The sequence below is a fragment of the Oceanobacillus luteolus genome (assembly GCF_042678205.1).
GTDB lineage: Bacteria > Bacillota > Bacilli > Bacillales > Amphibacillaceae > Oceanobacillus > Oceanobacillus luteolus.
The window spans coordinates 1-16,175 of record NZ_JBHUDE010000045.1; the positions used below are offsets into that span (position 1 = coordinate 1).

Consider the following 16,175-nt stretch of genomic DNA (forward strand, 5'->3'; position numbering starts at 1 on the left):
AAAAAAAATGAATGGAGCCACCTTTAGTTGGGTATTTACTTTTTTGGCTCTAATAGAAAAAAGATTAAAACTGAAAATTCTGGTATTATTTATGCAACGCTAGTGTACTTTCACCTATAAAAAACGAACCAATCCACTCGATTGGTCCGCATTATCTCTTATTGACTTCCTTTTTTAACCCACTCCGCAACCTGAACCGTCCGTTTTGCTTGGTGTTTAACCGCACCTTCCACATCTTCTATCATTTTTCCATCCTGGTCGACAGATACGCTTGTTCCATAAGGATTTCCTCCGGCACCGAACAACACTTGATCTGTATATCCAGGAGCAGCAATAATTGCACCCCAATGCATCATCGATGTATATAAAGCAAGAATTGTAGCCTCTTGTCCACCATGTGGGTTTTGTGCTGAAGTCATAGCACTTACCACTTTATTTACTGTTTTGCCACTCGCCCATAATCCACCTTGTGTATCTAAGAACTGCTTCATCTGAGATGCCACATTACCAAATCGAGTAGGGGTACTAAAGATAATTGCGTCCGCCCACTCGAGATCATCAGAGGTTGCAACAGGAACATCTTTTGTAGCATCTACAGTTTTTTTCCAGACTTCATTACCTTCAATAACTGATTCTGGCGCTAATTCCTGAACTTTTAATAATCGGACTTCTGCACCAGCTGCCTCTGCCCCTTCCTTTGCCCACTTGGATAATTGAAAATTCGTTCCACCCATACTATAGAATACAATTGCTAACTTAACGTTTGACATGCTTTCCATCTCCTTTTCCTTTTTCCCAAATAATCGACTTAGGAAGCCCATTAACTTTATCCTTTCTTGTATTTAATTTTTAATACCATTTCTTAGAATATCCTGCTACAAAATTTCAATACCACAACTTAACTTAAACCTTTGCTTAGTATTACAATGGACAAGAAAGAAGCTTCCATATGCACATAGGCACATGGAAGCTCCTTTTTGAGAATCCCAGTAAAACTATTCAACGATTTTCATCATCCCAGATAGGTAAAGCTGTGGAATATTTAATTTCCCTTAATGCTAAGCTAGTTTGAATACGAGTAATACCAAGACTATTTAATTTCCTGATGAAGTTTTCTAATTCTTTGCGGTCTTTGTTTGCAACCTTGAGAAGATAATCATACTCTCCGGTAATGCACTGACATTCCAAAATCTCCGGCATTGACTTTAGTTTTCTCTCTAAGACTTCCAACTTTTCTTGTTGATGTATGTTTGTACTCATAAAAATAAATGATAATAAATCAAATCCTAATTTTTCCTGATTTAAAATCGCAACATGATTCGTGATGTACCCTTCAGCTTCCAGTCTTTTTATCCTTGTATGAGTTGCCGGCGGAGATAAGTTCACCCGTTTAGCGATTTCTGAATTGTTTAGCTGCCCTTCGGTTTGTAAAATATGTAAGATGTTACAATCCAATTCATCAAGCATTTTATTTTTACTGAATTCCAATATTTTCACCCCTTTATTTTCTTCGGATATTATGATAAAGCAACTCATGAACTGAACATTATTTTCCTTTAATCCACTTTAACTTAATATTATTTTCAATTTATTCCATTATACAAAATAACCACTAATAAATGTTCGATAATGTTAAAATGATTTAAAGTAAAGCATTCAATACTTAAAGCACTTTTTCATATTGAATGTTACTGTTTAAAAAAGGAAGGCTTGAATTAATGTTGATGATGTATTATGTCTTATTGCTATTAACCTCATTATTTTGGGGAGGAAATTTTGTCGTCAGTAAAATACTTGTGGAGCATGCCTCACCGATCACTCTGACGACTTTAAGATGGATCATTGCGGTTGTCTGCTTAGTCCCACTTGTTTGGAAAAAAGAAAGAAAACTTCTGCCACCACGTGCTGCACTTCTTCCATTGTTTTTCATGGGATTAACAGGTGTAGTGCTGTTTAACCTTTTACAGTTTCTTGCATTAGAACGAACGACAGCTCCAAATGTAGGATTAATCTCCACATTAAATATGATTTCCATCGCAGTCTTTTCTTTTATATTCTTCAAAGAGAAAATAAATGTACTTCAGTTTATTTCCATGATTTTCTGCTTCTTTGGAGTAACTCTTGTACTTACTAAAGGTGAAATAAACGATATGCTTTCATTGAGTTTTAATACTGGAGATTTATGGATGTTGGCTGCAGTTTGTGTATGGGGGTTCTACACCATATGCACGAAATGGGCTATGACAAAAACTACGGCTCTAATGTCTACTTTGTACTCTGCCGTTTTTGGACTGATTATCCTTCTACCATTGAGTGTCCCTAATTTTACAGTTACAAATATTAATATCTCCTTTATTAGTGCAATCATTTATACAGGCCTAATCTCAACCGTTGTATGTATGCTGCTTTGGAGTATTTGTGTTCAAAAATTAGGTTCGACGACATCAGGGGTATTTCTTAATTTTAACCCGGTATTTACTGCAATTTTAGCTTTTCTATTCTTAGGTGAACAAATGACTTGGATACAGGGGATAGGTAGTGCCATTGTAATAACTGGTACTTATTTATTTTCATACTTTAAAACAAAAGAATTGAATATATTCTCTTTAGGAAAGTTGAGACACGACTAGACACTCATGCACCTTTTCTCGCCCAACTTTGAATCCCACCGTACTTTTTAAGTAGGTGGGACTCAAGGTTTCACTTCCTATTAATTCGTAACTTTTCCTTTCGTGAAACGATTTTCTGGTTTTTTCAGGCCAAGATGATCACGTAATGTATTTCCCTCATAATCCAAGCGGAATAAGCCTCTTTTCTGCAAAATCGGAACAACTAACTCAACAAAATCTTCCAAATCCCTTGGTAAAAGGGGGAATTGAATCATAAAACCATCTGTTGCTTTTTCTGTAAACCATTTTTCCATCTCATCTGCTACTTGTGTAGGCGTACCAATAAAGCCGTCTTTTTTAGCTGCGCCGAAAAATCTAGTATAGAGATCTCCAACTTTGAGATTTTCTTCCTCAATAATCTTCTTCATTTCATTGAATTGACTTTGGATACTATTTACTTTTGGAAATTCCACTTCTTTTGCTGGTGTATCTAGAGAGTATTTGGAAAAATCTACATTCCCCATATATCCAGAAACAAATTTCAAACTTTCATATGGATCAATGAGTTTTTGTAACTCATTATATTTTTCATATGCTTCTTTCTCAGTTTCTCCTACTATTGGTGATATGCCATGGAGAATGTGAAGCTCATTTTCACTCCTGCCAAAGTCCACTAATTGTGATTTTAATTTTCGATAAAACTGTTTCGAATCCTCAATATTATCCCAGTGCGTAAAAACAACTTCCGCGGTGCGGGCTGCCAGTCTCTGTCCTGGAATGGATGCACCAGCTTGAATGATTACCGGCTGACCTTGAACTGACCTTGCAATATTCAACGGGCCTTTTACTGAAAAATATCTGCCTTTGTAATGGAGCTCATGTACTTTATCCTGGTCATAAAATTCTCCTGTCTCTTTGTTATAAGTAAAAGCATCATCCTCCCATGAATCCCACAGGCCTTTTACTACATCTACGAACTCTTCCGCCCTCTCATAACGATGATCATGTTCCCAATGCTGTTCCCTACTAAAATTCAAGGCCGTTTGTCCTGTTGCATCAGCTGTCGTCACCACATTCCATGCCGCACGCCCACCACTTACATGATCGACGGATGAGAATTGACGTGCAAGAGTGAATGGTTCGTTATATGTTGTCGAGGCTGTAGCCCCGATACCGATTTTCTCGGTTGCTGAAGCTAAGGCAGTTATAAGTACTACTGGATCAAAGCGATTCAAAATTTGTGGATGTGACTCGTGATTAATTGCTAAACTATCTGCAACAAACGCAAGATCAAACTTTCCTCTCTCAGCAATCTGTGCTAGCTTTTGCAGTGCCTTTACATCAATACTTGCATTTGGACTTGATAGTGGATGGCGCCAGGAGGCAACGTGCATCCCTGTCCCTATCAAATATGCCGCTAATTTTATTTGTCTTTTCGTCACATTTCTCTCTCCCTCAACAAATTTAGTTATTTGAATAAGTTTCTTTAAATGTACTTAATTCCTCTAAAGAGATATTGATTGGAAGATAGTTCCCTTGATATGTCTCTTCAATAAATGCAGCTGTCTCGTCGGATTGATAAATTTCAACTATCTTCTGGAAAATTTCCTTATCCTTATCTTGTTCCCTAGCCGCGATTACATTGATATAAGGTTTTGCTGTTTGACTTTCATGAATAATCGCATCTTTTAGTGTTAGCCCCGCCTCCAATGAAACCCCATTATTTATTACCGAAGCAGCTACATCTTCCATTACACGAGGGGCATTTGCACCATCTACTGGTACAATTTCAATATTCTTGGGGTTTTCCTTAATTTTGTCTTCACCACCAAAACCATCAAAGTCATCAACAACCGTTAATAATCCCGCTTCTTGTAGTAGTAACAACGCCCTTCCCCAGTTAGGTGCATCATTCGGCACAGCTATTTGTGCCCCATCTGGAATTTCACTCAACGCTTGATATTTACTGGAATACAATCCCAGTGGAGCAATAATCGTTGTGCCAATTGGAACAACTTCTGAATTGGTATTCTCATTAAATGACTCCAAATATGCTACATGTTGGAACGCATTTATATCAACTTCTCCTTCAACTAAGGCTTGATTTGGATCATACGCAGATGAGAAATTGACAATTTCGATTTTTATTCCTTCTTTCTCGGCTTGCTCCTTTAAATATTCCCATGTTCGCAGTTCGGAACTTCGAATTCCAACTTTGACTGTTGCTTGTTCATCTACTGCCTTTGCATTTCCAGAACACGCACCTAACAACACACTCAATACTATAAATAACGGAAACAACCATTTTTTCATGATTACACTCCTCTTTGTCACTCTAAATTCTCCTTGCCTTTCGTTCTAGTCTGTTTCCAATTTCCTGTATAGCTTGAACGAGGATCACTAGAATAACAACAGTTACTAGAATCGTAATGGAACTAAATCGCTGATAGCCATAGGTTATGGCTACATCCCCGAGTCCTCCACCGCCAATTGCTCCTGCCATTGCAGTTGCACCTATTAATCCAATCGTCGCTGTTGTTAAACTTAAAATTAATGAAGAAAAAGCTTCTGGCATTAAAAAGCGATAAATGATTTGCAGTGGTGTCGCTCCCATCGCTTTTGCTGCTTCAATAATTCCTTCATCTACTTCTAATAACGAATTTTCTACTAACCTAGAAAAATAAGGCCCTATATGAAGTACCAGGGGAACTATCGCAGCCGTTGTCCCAATTGATGTACCTACAATTAACCTTGTAAAAGGAATAATTGCTACAAGCAAGATAATAAACGGAATGGAACGAAAGATATTAACGATTGGATTCACGCTGGAATAAATCAACCGGTTTTCCAGGATATGTCCTTTCCTCGTTACTACTAATAACACACCTAAGAATATCCCGATGATCCCTCCAAAAAAGAGTGAAACACTAACCATGTAAAGCGTTTCCCACAACGCGTTCAATATCAATTCTTTGCTCACTTCCATCTTCGATAACCTCCTTCACTTCGATTTCTTGGCTAATGATATATTCAATCGCTCGCTCAATTTCGTAATTATCTCCAATTAACTCGACAACTAAGTCACCAAAAGGAATCCCTTGTAATTCCGTAATGTTTCCAAACAGAACATTGATTTCCACGTTGTAAATCTTTGCAGTTTTAGAAACAGTCGGTTGCCCGGAGTCTGCTCCGAAAAATTCAATTTTGAAGATACGACTAAAATGATCCTTTTCTTTTAACAGTTGATAAACACTTTGAGGCACTTCATCGCGAATGACAGATTTAACAAAGTTACGTGTTGTAGCTGTTTTTGGATGTGCAAAAACTTCATAGACACTTCCTGTTTCAATAATTTGACCATCTTCCATTACCCCAACCCGATTACAAATCTCTTTGATAACTTCCATTTCATGGGTAATGATTAAAATCGTAATATTGTATTCCTCGTTTATCCTTTTTAATAGATTTAAGATTGACTTTGTAGTTTCCGGATCTAATGCTGATGTAGCTTCGTCGCATAATAATATGGAAGGATTCGTTACTAATGCTCGGGCAATTCCAACACGTTGCTTTTGTCCACCTGATAACTGATCCGGGTAATTATTTGCCTTCTCCTCTAATCCAACAAAACGAAGAGTTTCATATACCTGATCTTCTACCGCTTTCTTGTTATATCCACTTAGCAATAAAGGCATAGCTACATTATGAAAGACATTTCTAGAATTTATCAGATTAAAGTGTTGGAAAATCATTCCGATATCCTTCTTTGCTTCTCGTATCTCATTATGAGACAGTTTTGCTAAATTTTTCCCCTTGACAATCACTTCACCCGATGTCGGATATTCCAATAAATTCACGGTACGGATAAGTGTACTTTTCCCGGCTCCACTGAAGCCGATCACTCCAAAAATGTCCCCTTTATTAACGCTTAACTGAATATTCTTTAATGCTTCAACTTTTTTTCCACCACTATCAAATACTTTGGAGACCTGACGAAATTCTATCAATCTAACCCCTCCTGAAGAATATTGATTTCATTAGAACGCAGGGACAACTGCTCCTTCGTAATTATCTAATATAAATTCCCTTACCTTTTCCGTTGTTAATGCATCCGCAAGTTTTTGAATTAGTTCGCTGTCCTTGTTGTCGGGACGAGCGACTAAAACATTGACATATGGTGAGTCCAATCCTTCAATAATTAAAGAATCTTCTAGAGGCTTAAGATCAGCTTCTAAAGCATAGTTTGTATTGATGGCCGAAGCCTCTACATCATCTAAGGAATGAACTAAGAGAGGTGGATCAACTGGAATAAATTCTAAGTTTTTATCGTTTCTAGTGATGTCTTCCAATAAGAAGTCACCTGATTTAGCATCATTCAATTCAATTATTCCATGCTCTGCAAAAAGCAGGAGTGTTCTTGAGAAGTTCGAAGGGTTATTCGGAACAGCAATTTGTGCCCCTTCCGATAAGTTATCAATGGAATCAATTTCCTTTGAATACACTCCAAATGGTTCAATATGAATACCTTCCACTACTACTAAATCTAGCCCACTGTCCTCGTTAACTTGTTCTAAATACGGCGTATGCTGGAAGAAATTTGCATCTAAATCTCCATCTGATGTCTGCTGATTCGTTTGAATACCATCCGTAGAAATCATAATTTCTAGTTTCACACCATCTTCTTCCAAATCTGGTGCAATAAACTCCAATATTTCTGCATGTGGTACAGAAGAAGCCCCAACTTTCAATGTCGCTTTCTCGTTTTCAGAAGCTGATCCTTCCACACAACCTGTTATTACAAATAATCCAATTGTGATCATCGCTAAAAGATGTTTGATTTTCATTTTCTCTACCCCTTTTTAATTATTAACCTGGTTTATTCCTACTTTTTCATCTTGATTGTCCTGAATTTCATTTAATAATGACAAAGCACTTTCATAGAAGAAGTAAGAGGCTTCAATGAGCGCTGATTCATCGACTGTAAATGCAGGATGGTGCCATTCTTCATTGCCATTTGTCCCGAAGAATACAAATGCGCCCGGTATTTGCTGCTGATAAAAGGCAAAGTCTTCCCCACCCATTGTCGGTTGCGGTTTTACTACTCTTAGTCCTCGTTCTTGAGCCGCTTCACGTAAAATGTCTATCGTTTCTGCATCATTGACCAATGGAGGTGGTCCTGGAAACCACTCAATACTAGCTTCCCCTGAATATGCCCGCGCTGTGTTTTCAACTATCGTATTTACTTTTTCTATAATTTCTTCGCGAATTTGATGATTAAACGTTCGAGTCGTCCCCTCAAGAATCACTTCACTCGGGATGACGTTCCACGTACTTCCGCCGGTTATTCTTGTCACGCTTACTACAGCACTTTCCAAAGGTGAAACATTTCTGCTGACAATCGACTGTAGGGCTGTAACGATTTGTGAGGCGGCAAGGATGGGATCTTTTCCATTTTGCGGAATAGCGGCATGACTTCCTTTCCCAGCGACTTTAATATGAAATCGATCGACAGACGCCATTAGCGCTCCAGCTTTTAAACCAATTGTGCCAACTGGTAAATCGGGTTTATTATGGATGCCAATGATGGCTTCGACCCCTTGAAGCTGGCCATCATTAATTACCTGTTCCGCTCCTCCGCCTATTTCTTCTGCCGGCTGAAACAAGAATCTAATATTTCCTCTCAACTTATTTTGATTCTTTTTTAATAAGGAAGCAGCACCAATTAATGCGGCTGTATGGAAATCATGTCCACAAGCATGCATGACACCTTTTATTTTTGAAGCGTAAGGTAAGCCAGTTTTTTCATGGATTGGCAATGCATCGATATCAGCTCTAATTGCAATCGTCGGTCCGGGAGATGCTCCTTCTATTTGGGCAAACACCCCCGTTCTTAAGCCTGTTTTTCTTATATTAATCCCTATCTCTTCTAACTCTTTTTGGATAAACTTCGTTGTTTCGAATTCTTTAGTTGATAGCTCCGGATACTGGTGTAAATGACGTCTAATTGAAATTAAGTAATCATTCAAATCCGTTTTAAACATGGCAGTTCCCCTCTCTATAAATCCAACCTATAGCATTTCGATACAATATTTCCTCTTGAAAAATCCTTTGATACCTCTCTTTTGAAACCAAGCTTTTCATAAATTTTGATTGCATGATGCATGAAATCAGTTGTATGCAAATATATGCTCGATTCGCCGAGAGCTTTTGCATCATGAATGACAGTATTTAATAAAGCATGGCCAACACCACGACCTCTTGCGCGGGGATGAACTCCGAGTAGCCGAATAATCGGTGCCTCGATTTTAAGCTCTGGAATTGCATATGCCTTTTCTCCAGATTGAAATAACTGCAAAGTGCCTAAAACTTCTTGATCCAGTTTGGCTACTAGAATTTTATCTACATTCGGATTATCAATAGAAGAAACAATTCTCTTTAAATAATCCTCCCACGCTTGAGGAGGGAAATAGCTTTCATACTGTTGGTAACTTTCAATCAGAACACGCCGAACGTTCTCCATATCCTCTCTAAGCAACTCATTGACACTGACTGGATTACTAATTAATTTACTCATGGCTGTCCTCCATTTGATAATCAATCAAGATTATATTGATTCCACTTTCGCTGCAACTTCACGTGGGCTCAATAGTTGGAACGAACGAAAACGCTCAGCTTCTCTTCGAATCGGAGTATGCAATATAAATTCATCGATATGATAGAGATGTTGAAATCGAATTAGCTCCCCTTTCACATATTCTGGTGTTCCAGCTATGATATTCGCTGCCTTTTCTTGTACTTCAAAAGGGCCTTCTGCTTGTTTCTCATATGCCAAAACTTGCTCTTCCGATTGAACGGTCAATGTCCGGCCGTCATGAAGATGAAGGCTGAATAATTTATGCTCCGCCGCTAATTTTTCTGCTTCGTCTTGGGTAGGTGCTGCAAGGACTGCTAAAGAGAAAATAAACTTCCCTTCTCTGAAATTCGATTTAAAGTTATGAACTGTTTCATGAAGTACTTTATCGTCATTATTTAAAAATCCTGCGTAAACAAAATTAACTCTTAAATCAGCAGCAAATTTGGCACTATTAACACTTCCTCCAAGTAAATAAATATCCGGCTTCTCATCTGGCCTTGGTAAAGCTTGAATACCTGCTAATGGATGGTCATGCTCAACCGTTTCATCTATCAATTGTTTTAGAAATGTGAAGCGCTCATTGAAATCATTTTTATTATTTGATTCACCATTTTGTAATGCTTTCGTAGACAAAGGTAATCCACCAGGAGCCTTCCCAATTCCTAGATCTACTCTTCCAGGAGCGAGAGTTGATAAAACATTAAAGTTTTCGGCAACTTTATAAGGACTATAATGTTGTAGCATCACACCACCAGAACCAACTTGAATCGTATTTGTTTGTGCTAACAAATGCGAAATTAATACTTCTGGTGAAGAACCTGCTACCTGCTCCATGTTGTGATGCTCCGAAACCCAGAAACGGGAGTACCCCCATTCTTCAGCTCTTTTTGCCAGTTGTATCGTATGCTGAAATGCGTCAGCTGCTGTTTTTCCATTAAAAATTGGACTTTGATCAAGAATCCCAAGTTTTAAGCTCATTATTTCTCCCCCATTCCCTCTAAAAAATTGCAAAAGGCAGCTTTCCATTCAATAATGAATGGAAAGCTGCCTTTAGTTGTCTAATCGGCATGCTTCATTTCGTTTGATGATTCTTACCTTGTAGTTTGGTAACGTAATTTTTCAGTTGTTTCTATTTGTGTAATTTCATCGTCATGAACAGTTATGATTAAGGATCCAAATTTAAGTTTTTTCAATTCGGTTACGATGTCTAAGATCTTTTTGTCAGTTACATTTGCCATAGAATCTCCTCCTTTATCAAAATATTATATAGAAAATTCAAAAAACCTCTTCTATACAAATAAGAAGAGGTTTTCATTTATATCATTCTCTTCTTATCTGCCAGTCACATCGACTTGCTGGAATTGGCACGGTGCTATAAAAGTCCGTTGCCGAGGTTTCAAAGGGCCAGTCCCTCCACCTCTCTGGATAAGAAATACTTTATTTAGTTTTTTATGTTGTAAGTAGTACTTTGTTAAAGCTTATAAATCTTTGAGAATAATACCTTTATTCTAATACTGTACATCTTAGCATCCCTTTATTATCTTGTCAAGGAAAATTCAGGGAATTTTTTATAAATTCCGATGTTAGACGTTAATGCTTATAAATATGGCCACAACATGTTCAAATTGATAATATTTCCTTAAGTAGCTCATAATCAGAAGCCTATTGCTACTTTCAGAAATAGTATTTAATAATGACTTGCACTTACTACATCTTTTTCTGATATAACTGGCACATCAACTGAAATCTTCCTCATAAAATAATTAAGCTGCTTCTTCGTTCGATTTAACATAACATTATCAATTATAACTTCACTGCCAGTCTTGCTTATTTCACTATCTTGGAAATATAGTCCTTTTAAGCTATGTGCTTTTACTGTTGCCAGTAGAGGATTCAATGCATAATCGAGCGCGAGTAAATGCGATGAACTGCCTCCTGTCATCACCGGTAGTACAAAAGTATCTTGTAAAACATCTTGGGGCAGCAGATCAAACAGTGCTTTTAATACGCCGGAATATGAAGCCTTGTATACAGGGGATCCAACGATAACACCATCCGCTTTTTGCAGTTCCACAGAAATCTCTTTTATCTTAGAACTGTTGAAGTTTGCAAAAAGCAGGTCCTCTGCATCGAAATCTTTTACAGAAACATGGTGAACAGAAAATCCTTCCTGCATAGCGAGGTCTCCTAAATAATAAAGAATGCGTTCTGATCTCGATAACGAAGATGGACTTCCAGAAACAATGACAATTCTCCCCATAGTCATTCCCCTTTCCAATTTTTAATGGATGCCCTTCAAGGCGGTGTTTTCCAGTGCTTTCTCCAAATGTTCAATCCCAACTTCTGTTACCGCTTCATATACATTCCCTTGACCAATCTCGACAACTGGTACATGGCGCACCCCATACTTAGCTTGTAAAATATCTCTCCTGTCATCCTTTTCCGTTACATCTATCGTTTGGAAAGCTAAACCTTTTTCGTGTAGATATGTTTTTACTTCCGTGCAATAACTGCAACCTTGTTTGGACCAAACTACAATTGATAGATTATTTGCCAACGTAGTCTTCCACCTCTCCCTAAGCATAAATTTATATTGTTACTTTTACTTGACGTGCCTCTTTTGCAGCTTGCACCATTACTTCCAATGCTGCTACAGTTTCTTCTTCTTTGCGTGTTTTCAGTCCGCAATCTGGATTAACCCAAAACTGCTTTGGTGAAATGGTTTCTAATGCCCGGTCAATATTTTGTTTTATTTCATTGACAGATGGAACCCTTGGACTATGAATATCATAAACACCGAGTCCAATCCCTTTTCTGTACGTGTTTTCTTCGAAAGTTGAAACGATCTCTCCGTGACTTCTCGATGACTCAATCGAAATTACATCAGCATCAAGTGCATCAATACAATCAAAAATATCCTCGAAGTTCGAATAGCACATATGGGTATGAATTTGTGTATCTGCATCAACGCTTGCAGTAGCTAAACGGAATGCATATGCAGATACTTTTAGATATTCTTCCCATTTGGCCCTGTCTAGTGGCAACCCTTCACGTAAAGCAGGCTCATCTACTTGAATGATTTTTATGCCATTCTTTTCTAATGCAACAACTTCTTTTTGAAGAGCCAATGCAATCTGCTTCATCGTTTCATAACGATGACTTGCATCGTGAACGAATGACCAGTTCAAGATCGTTACCGGTCCAGTCAGCATTCCTTTTACAGGACGATCGGTCAATGATTGTGCATAAACACTTTCTTTTACCGTAATTGGTTTTTCCCAAGATACATCACCGATAATTAGCGGCGGTTTCACATAACGTGAGCCGTAAGATTGAACATACCCATTTTCCGTTACAATAAATCCGTTAAATTTATCACCAAAATATTCAACCATGTCATTACGTTCGAACTCACCATGGACAAGAACGTCAAGATCCAATTGTTCTTGGATATCAATCCAGCGTTTAATATTATCCTTTACAAATTTTTCATATTGTTGATCTGTAATTTCACCTTTACGCCATTTCGCACGGGTACTTCTTACTTCTTTTGTTTGTGGTAAGCTACCAATCGTAGTTGTCGGTAGTAATGGTAAATTCAAACATTCTTCTTGAAGTTTTGAGCGTTCTTCAAAAGATACATTCCGTTTTGCATCTTCTGGCGTCAGATTTTTTATTTCCTCGTGTACTTTGTCATTTGAACGATAGTTTGCTTGTAAATTATTCCGTTCGGTAATTGATTTCTGAATTTCTGTCTCGATTGCTGCTCTACCTTGTTGCAATCCTTTCGTCAAAATTACAATTTCTTCTAGCTTCTCATCCGCAAATGATAGGCCCCCAAGAACTATCGGATCAATCTTTTGTTCCAGCTTTTTCGTGATTGGAACGTGAAGTAAGGATGATGACGGCTGAACGATTAGCTGATCTTCATTTATAAATTGCTTAATTGTTTCTAAAAGCGTCAATTTTTCTCCAAGCTTTGCCCGCCATACATTGCGACCGTCGACAATGCCTGCAGCGAGTACTTTATCTTTCGGAAATCCATATTCTTGCAATAAACTTAGTGAATCTCCGTGCACGAAATCAAGTCCTATCCCCTTTACCGGTAAATTAACAATCGTTTCATAATCGGATACTTTTTCAAAATAGGTTTGAAATATAATGTTAATCTCTGGAACTTCTTCGGCAAAAGTTTGATATACTTTTTGCGCTGCTGCCAAAACATTTTCAGCCACATCGGTAACGAAAATCGGCTCATCAATTTGCACCCACGTAGCACCGGCATCGACCAGTTCTTTCAGAACCTGAACATATAATGGAAGAAATGTATCCACCAGTTCGCTAAATTGACTTTCTTCGTATCCTTTTGAAATCTTTAAATAAGTGATTGGTCCTAAAATAACAGCTTTTCCATCAATCCCTAGTTTCCCTTTCGCTTCGTTATAATAGTTGAGTGCTCGATTTTCCGCTAATGTTGGTGTTACATCATTTAATTCCGGAACGATATAATGATAATTTGTATTGAACCATTTAGTCATTTCCGACGCAACGGCATCATCGGCACCCCGTGCAATTGCAAAGTAAGTGTCCAGGTCCACTTTACCTCCCGTATAATGGAAACGTTTTGGCACAACTCCAAAGGTTGCTGATGTATCAAGTACCTGATCATATAGTGAAAAATCTCCAACAGGAATGAGATCAATTCCTATTTCCTTTTGCTTCTTTAAATGGTGAAGTCGAACTTCTCCTGTTTTTTCCAATAGTTCCGCTTCTGTGATATCACCATTCCAGTAGCTTTCAAGTGCCTTTTTCCATTCCCTGTTTTCCCCGATTCGTGGATAGCCTAAATTTGAACTTTTGATCTTCGACACATTAATTCCTCCAATTTTTTATATCTTTTCTCGCCATGAAGCGATTTTTATTAGTTTGGTTTGTACAATCAACGGTTTATGATGTCTAATATGCAACTTTTTCCAATACCTTCGTTTTTTCGCGGATGTACTCGACAAGTTCGATTGTAATGTCATAGCGCATAAATGGTGTAATCAAATAAATTCCATTAAAGTGTTCCAGCGCTGTATCGATTAAATCTTTTGATATCGCAATGCTCTCAGCAGTTGATTGTGCTTTATCTCCTGCCACTTTTCTCATTCGTTCACGTACTTCATCCGTCAGCTTGATTCCCGGCACTTCATTATGGAGAAACTCAGCATTTCTGGAAGTAGTAACCGGCATAATTCCTAAGAAAATCGGAATGTCAAAAATAGCTGTTTCCTTTTTTATTTCAATTATTTTTTCTGTACTATAAACCGGTTGCGTTAAAATATAATCCGCACCACTCGAAATTTTCCTTTCCAATCGTTGTACTGCTTTCTTCAGATTAGCTACGTTCGGATTAAATGCTGCGGCAACACTGAAGTCGGTTTTTTCTCTTAATGATTTTCCTGAAAATGAAATTCCTTTATTTCCTTTTTTGATTAGTTCGATCAATTGAAACGAATTGACATCAAATACCGAAGTCGCGCCGGGGAAGTCACCAATTTTCGTTGGATCTCCGGTAATCACCAGCATTTCCGTAATACCGAGAGTATGCAATCCCATTAAGTGTGACTGTAGTCCAATTAAATTACGGTCACGGCAAGTTAAGTGAACGAGTGGTCGAATACCTTGTTCTATTAATAGCTTTGCAACGGCAATATTGCTGATTCTCGGTGTGGCAAGGGAATTGTCCGCAAGCGTAATCGCATCAGCTCCTGCCTGCTTTAACGCTTTTGCCGCCTCTATATATCCAGTCATTTCTAAATGTTTCGGGGCATCTAGTTCAACGACAACTGTATGGCGTTCTATCGCAAGTTCTGGAATTGTTTTTCCTACTCGGATTCTTTCAGTTAAAAAATTTCCTTCTTCTGGTTTCTTCACATTTTTTTGTTCCAGTGGTACTAAACCTTGAATTCCCTCAGTTAACGCACGGATATGTTCCGGCGTTGTACCGCAACAACCACCTATTAGCCGAACACCTTGATCTCGTAAATCACTGGCACAAGTTTTAAAGTAATCCGGTTTATTTTCATAAAACAACACACCATCACGATAAGCGGGCAGACTCGCATTTGGATAAGCTGCTAAGTATGCATGTTCATGAAGTGGAACCGACTCAAGCGATCTAACCATTTGTGATGGACCAAGCCGACAATTTGTACCGACAATATCAGCACCAAGACTTTCTAATTCTTTTAATGCATCTGCCAATGCCAAACCATTTTCAATCACACCTGGTTCATGCATGGATACATTCGCTATAATCGGTAAATCTGTTTCTTCTCTGGCAATTTTTAAAACAGTCCTTAATTCATCCAAGCTGTAATACGTTTCTAAAATCAGACCATCTACACCTTCCAGTAATAAACAATATAATTGCTCTCTAAAACTACGTTTAATTTCATCCTCCGTTACGGTTAACGTTTGCCCCCCGTGAATCCCTCCTATACTTCCTAAAACATAGACTTTATTGTTACTCGCTTTCCTAGCGATTTGAACAGCTCTTTGATTAATTTTTTTCACTTGTTCTTCCAATCCATAACGTGCCAGTTTAATATAATTGGCACCATAGGTGTTCGTTTGTATGATATTAGCCCCTGCATTGATGTACGCTTCATGAATTGTTTGGATTTGTTCTGGTTGCGTCAGATTCAATTCCTCAAAGCTACGATCTACCCCATTTGAATATAAAATCGTTCCCATTGCCCCATCAGCAATTAAAATCCGTTCTTTCAAGTCTGTTAAAAGAGTCAAAAATTATGCACCCCCAAGTTTGCTAACATTGAAAAACAAAATAGGCATCTAACAGTTTTCCGAATCAATACCGGAAAAACTGTTAGATGCCTTTAGTTGTCTAATCGGCAAATTAACTTTTTTTAAGAAGCATTTTTGTG

The 16,175-nt window shown here is 38.0% G+C and carries 16 protein-coding genes and 1 riboswitch; of the genes, 1 reads left to right on the top strand and 15 read right to left on the bottom strand.

Annotated elements, in window-relative coordinates; translation table 11 throughout:
- Nucleotides 1–158: 158 nt before the first annotated feature.
- Nucleotides 159–770 (bottom strand): NAD(P)H:quinone oxidoreductase type IV, encoded by a 612-nt coding sequence (wrbA, locus tag ACFSBH_RS09810; protein ID WP_251516327.1) that lies wholly within the window; start codon nucleotides 768–770, stop codon nucleotides 159–161.
- A 229-nt stretch (nucleotides 771–999) separates the two neighbouring features.
- On the bottom strand, nucleotides 1,000–1,488 hold the full coding sequence (locus ACFSBH_RS09815) for an Lrp/AsnC family transcriptional regulator (protein WP_251516329.1): 489 nt from the start codon (nucleotides 1,486–1,488) through the stop codon (nucleotides 1,000–1,002).
- Between the two features lie 230 nt (nucleotides 1,489–1,718).
- Here ACFSBH_RS09815 and ACFSBH_RS09820 point away from each other — a divergent pair, with 230 nt between their 5' ends.
- A complete protein-coding gene (locus ACFSBH_RS09820; protein WP_379597322.1) occupies nucleotides 1,719–2,630 on the top strand; it encodes a DMT family transporter in 912 nt (303 codons plus the stop codon).
- 80 nt (nucleotides 2,631–2,710) lie between these two features.
- Here ACFSBH_RS09820 and ACFSBH_RS09825 read toward each other — a convergent pair whose 3' ends face one another.
- The 13 genes from ACFSBH_RS09825 to ACFSBH_RS09885 all read right to left on the bottom strand — a co-directional run bounded on the left by ACFSBH_RS09825 (nucleotide 2,711) and on the right by ACFSBH_RS09885 (nucleotide 16,035).
- Nucleotides 2,711–4,003 (bottom strand): LLM class flavin-dependent oxidoreductase, encoded by a 1,293-nt coding sequence (locus tag ACFSBH_RS09825; RefSeq protein WP_251516418.1) that lies wholly within the window; start codon nucleotides 4,001–4,003, stop codon nucleotides 2,711–2,713.
- Nucleotides 4,004–4,073: 70 nt separating this feature from the next.
- The gene (locus ACFSBH_RS09830) at nucleotides 4,074–4,922 is read right to left on the bottom strand and encodes a MetQ/NlpA family ABC transporter substrate-binding protein (protein WP_379597298.1); all 849 of its coding nucleotides are present in this window, start codon (nucleotides 4,920–4,922) and stop codon (nucleotides 4,074–4,076) included.
- Between the two features lie 22 nt (nucleotides 4,923–4,944).
- Nucleotides 4,945–5,595, bottom strand: coding sequence for a methionine ABC transporter permease (locus ACFSBH_RS09835; RefSeq protein WP_379597300.1), 651 nt, complete (start codon nucleotides 5,593–5,595; stop codon nucleotides 4,945–4,947).
- Nucleotides 5,537–6,616: a methionine ABC transporter ATP-binding protein gene (locus ACFSBH_RS09840; protein WP_379597302.1), complete on the bottom strand. Its 1,080-nt coding sequence runs from the start codon at nucleotides 6,614–6,616 to the stop codon at nucleotides 5,537–5,539. The genes ACFSBH_RS09835 and ACFSBH_RS09840 overlap by 59 nt, the downstream gene beginning before the upstream one ends.
- 30 nt (nucleotides 6,617–6,646) lie before the next feature.
- Complete coding sequence (locus tag ACFSBH_RS09845) at nucleotides 6,647–7,453, bottom strand: MetQ/NlpA family ABC transporter substrate-binding protein (RefSeq protein WP_251516334.1); 807 nt, start codon at nucleotides 7,451–7,453, stop codon at nucleotides 6,647–6,649.
- 15 nt (nucleotides 7,454–7,468) lie between these two features.
- Nucleotides 7,469–8,650, bottom strand: a complete 1,182-nt coding sequence (locus ACFSBH_RS09850) for an amidohydrolase (protein WP_251516336.1) — start codon at nucleotides 8,648–8,650, stop codon at nucleotides 7,469–7,471.
- A gap of 14 nt (nucleotides 8,651–8,664) precedes the next feature.
- Nucleotides 8,665–9,183 carry a GNAT family N-acetyltransferase gene (locus ACFSBH_RS09855; protein WP_379597304.1) on the bottom strand — a complete coding sequence of 173 codons (519 nt, stop codon included), beginning with the start codon at nucleotides 9,181–9,183 and terminating at the stop codon, nucleotides 8,665–8,667.
- Nucleotides 9,184–9,213: 30 nt separating this feature from the next.
- On the bottom strand, nucleotides 9,214–10,221 hold the full coding sequence (locus tag ACFSBH_RS09860) for an LLM class flavin-dependent oxidoreductase (protein ID WP_251516340.1): 1,008 nt from the start codon (nucleotides 10,219–10,221) through the stop codon (nucleotides 9,214–9,216).
- A 113-nt stretch (nucleotides 10,222–10,334) separates the two neighbouring features.
- Nucleotides 10,335–10,481 carry a YezD family protein gene (locus ACFSBH_RS09865; RefSeq protein WP_251516342.1) on the bottom strand — a complete coding sequence of 49 codons (147 nt, stop codon included), beginning with the start codon at nucleotides 10,479–10,481 and terminating at the stop codon, nucleotides 10,335–10,337.
- Nucleotides 10,482–10,571: 90 nt separating this feature from the next.
- Nucleotides 10,572–10,675, bottom strand: a riboswitch (SAM riboswitch).
- A gap of 255 nt (nucleotides 10,676–10,930) precedes the next feature.
- A complete protein-coding gene (gene ssuE / locus ACFSBH_RS09870) occupies nucleotides 10,931–11,503 on the bottom strand; it encodes an NADPH-dependent FMN reductase (protein WP_379597307.1) in 573 nt (190 codons plus the stop codon).
- A gap of 21 nt (nucleotides 11,504–11,524) precedes the next feature.
- Nucleotides 11,525–11,800, bottom strand: a complete 276-nt coding sequence (locus ACFSBH_RS09875) for a glutaredoxin family protein (protein WP_251516346.1) — start codon at nucleotides 11,798–11,800, stop codon at nucleotides 11,525–11,527.
- Nucleotides 11,801–11,831: 31 nt separating this feature from the next.
- The gene (metE, locus tag ACFSBH_RS09880; RefSeq protein ID WP_251516348.1) at nucleotides 11,832–14,114 is read right to left on the bottom strand and encodes a 5-methyltetrahydropteroyltriglutamate--homocysteine S-methyltransferase; all 2,283 of its coding nucleotides are present in this window, start codon (nucleotides 14,112–14,114) and stop codon (nucleotides 11,832–11,834) included.
- An 85-nt stretch (nucleotides 14,115–14,199) separates the two neighbouring features.
- The gene (locus tag ACFSBH_RS09885; protein ID WP_251516351.1) at nucleotides 14,200–16,035 is read right to left on the bottom strand and encodes a bifunctional homocysteine S-methyltransferase/methylenetetrahydrofolate reductase; all 1,836 of its coding nucleotides are present in this window, start codon (nucleotides 16,033–16,035) and stop codon (nucleotides 14,200–14,202) included.
- Nucleotides 16,036–16,175: the final 140 nt, after the last annotated feature.

What these genes read in the sequence shown, in the direction of transcription:
- ACFSBH_RS09860 (WP_251516340.1), bottom strand. Translation starts at nt 10,221, where the DNA reads ATGAGCTTAAAACTTGGGATTCTTGATCAAAGTCCAATTTTTAATGGA.
- wrbA (WP_251516327.1), bottom strand. Translation starts at nt 770, where the DNA reads ATGTCAAACGTTAAGTTAGCAATTGTATTCTATAGTATGGGTGGAACG.
- ACFSBH_RS09850 (WP_251516336.1), bottom strand. Translation starts at nt 8,650, where the DNA reads ATGTTTAAAACGGATTTGAATGATTACTTAATTTCAATTAGACGTCAT.
- ACFSBH_RS09835 (WP_379597300.1), bottom strand. Translation starts at nt 5,595, where the DNA reads ATGGAAGTGAGCAAAGAATTGATATTGAACGCGTTGTGGGAAACGCTT.
- ACFSBH_RS09855 (WP_379597304.1), bottom strand. Translation starts at nt 9,183, where the DNA reads ATGAGTAAATTAATTAGTAATCCAGTCAGTGTCAATGAGTTGCTTAGA.
- ACFSBH_RS09865 (WP_251516342.1), bottom strand. Translation starts at nt 10,481, where the DNA reads ATGGCAAATGTAACTGACAAAAAGATCTTAGACATCGTAACCGAATTG.
- ACFSBH_RS09830 (WP_379597298.1), bottom strand. Translation starts at nt 4,922, where the DNA reads ATGAAAAAATGGTTGTTTCCGTTATTTATAGTATTGAGTGTGTTGTTA.
- ACFSBH_RS09820 (WP_379597322.1), top strand. Translation starts at nt 1,719, where the DNA reads ATGTTGATGATGTATTATGTCTTATTGCTATTAACCTCATTATTTTGG.
- ssuE (WP_379597307.1), bottom strand. Translation starts at nt 11,503, where the DNA reads ATGGGGAGAATTGTCATTGTTTCTGGAAGTCCATCTTCGTTATCGAGA.
- ACFSBH_RS09825 (WP_251516418.1), bottom strand. Translation starts at nt 4,003, where the DNA reads ATGCACGTTGCCTCCTGGCGCCATCCACTATCAAGTCCAAATGCAAGT.
- ACFSBH_RS09845 (WP_251516334.1), bottom strand. Translation starts at nt 7,453, where the DNA reads ATGAAAATCAAACATCTTTTAGCGATGATCACAATTGGATTATTTGTA.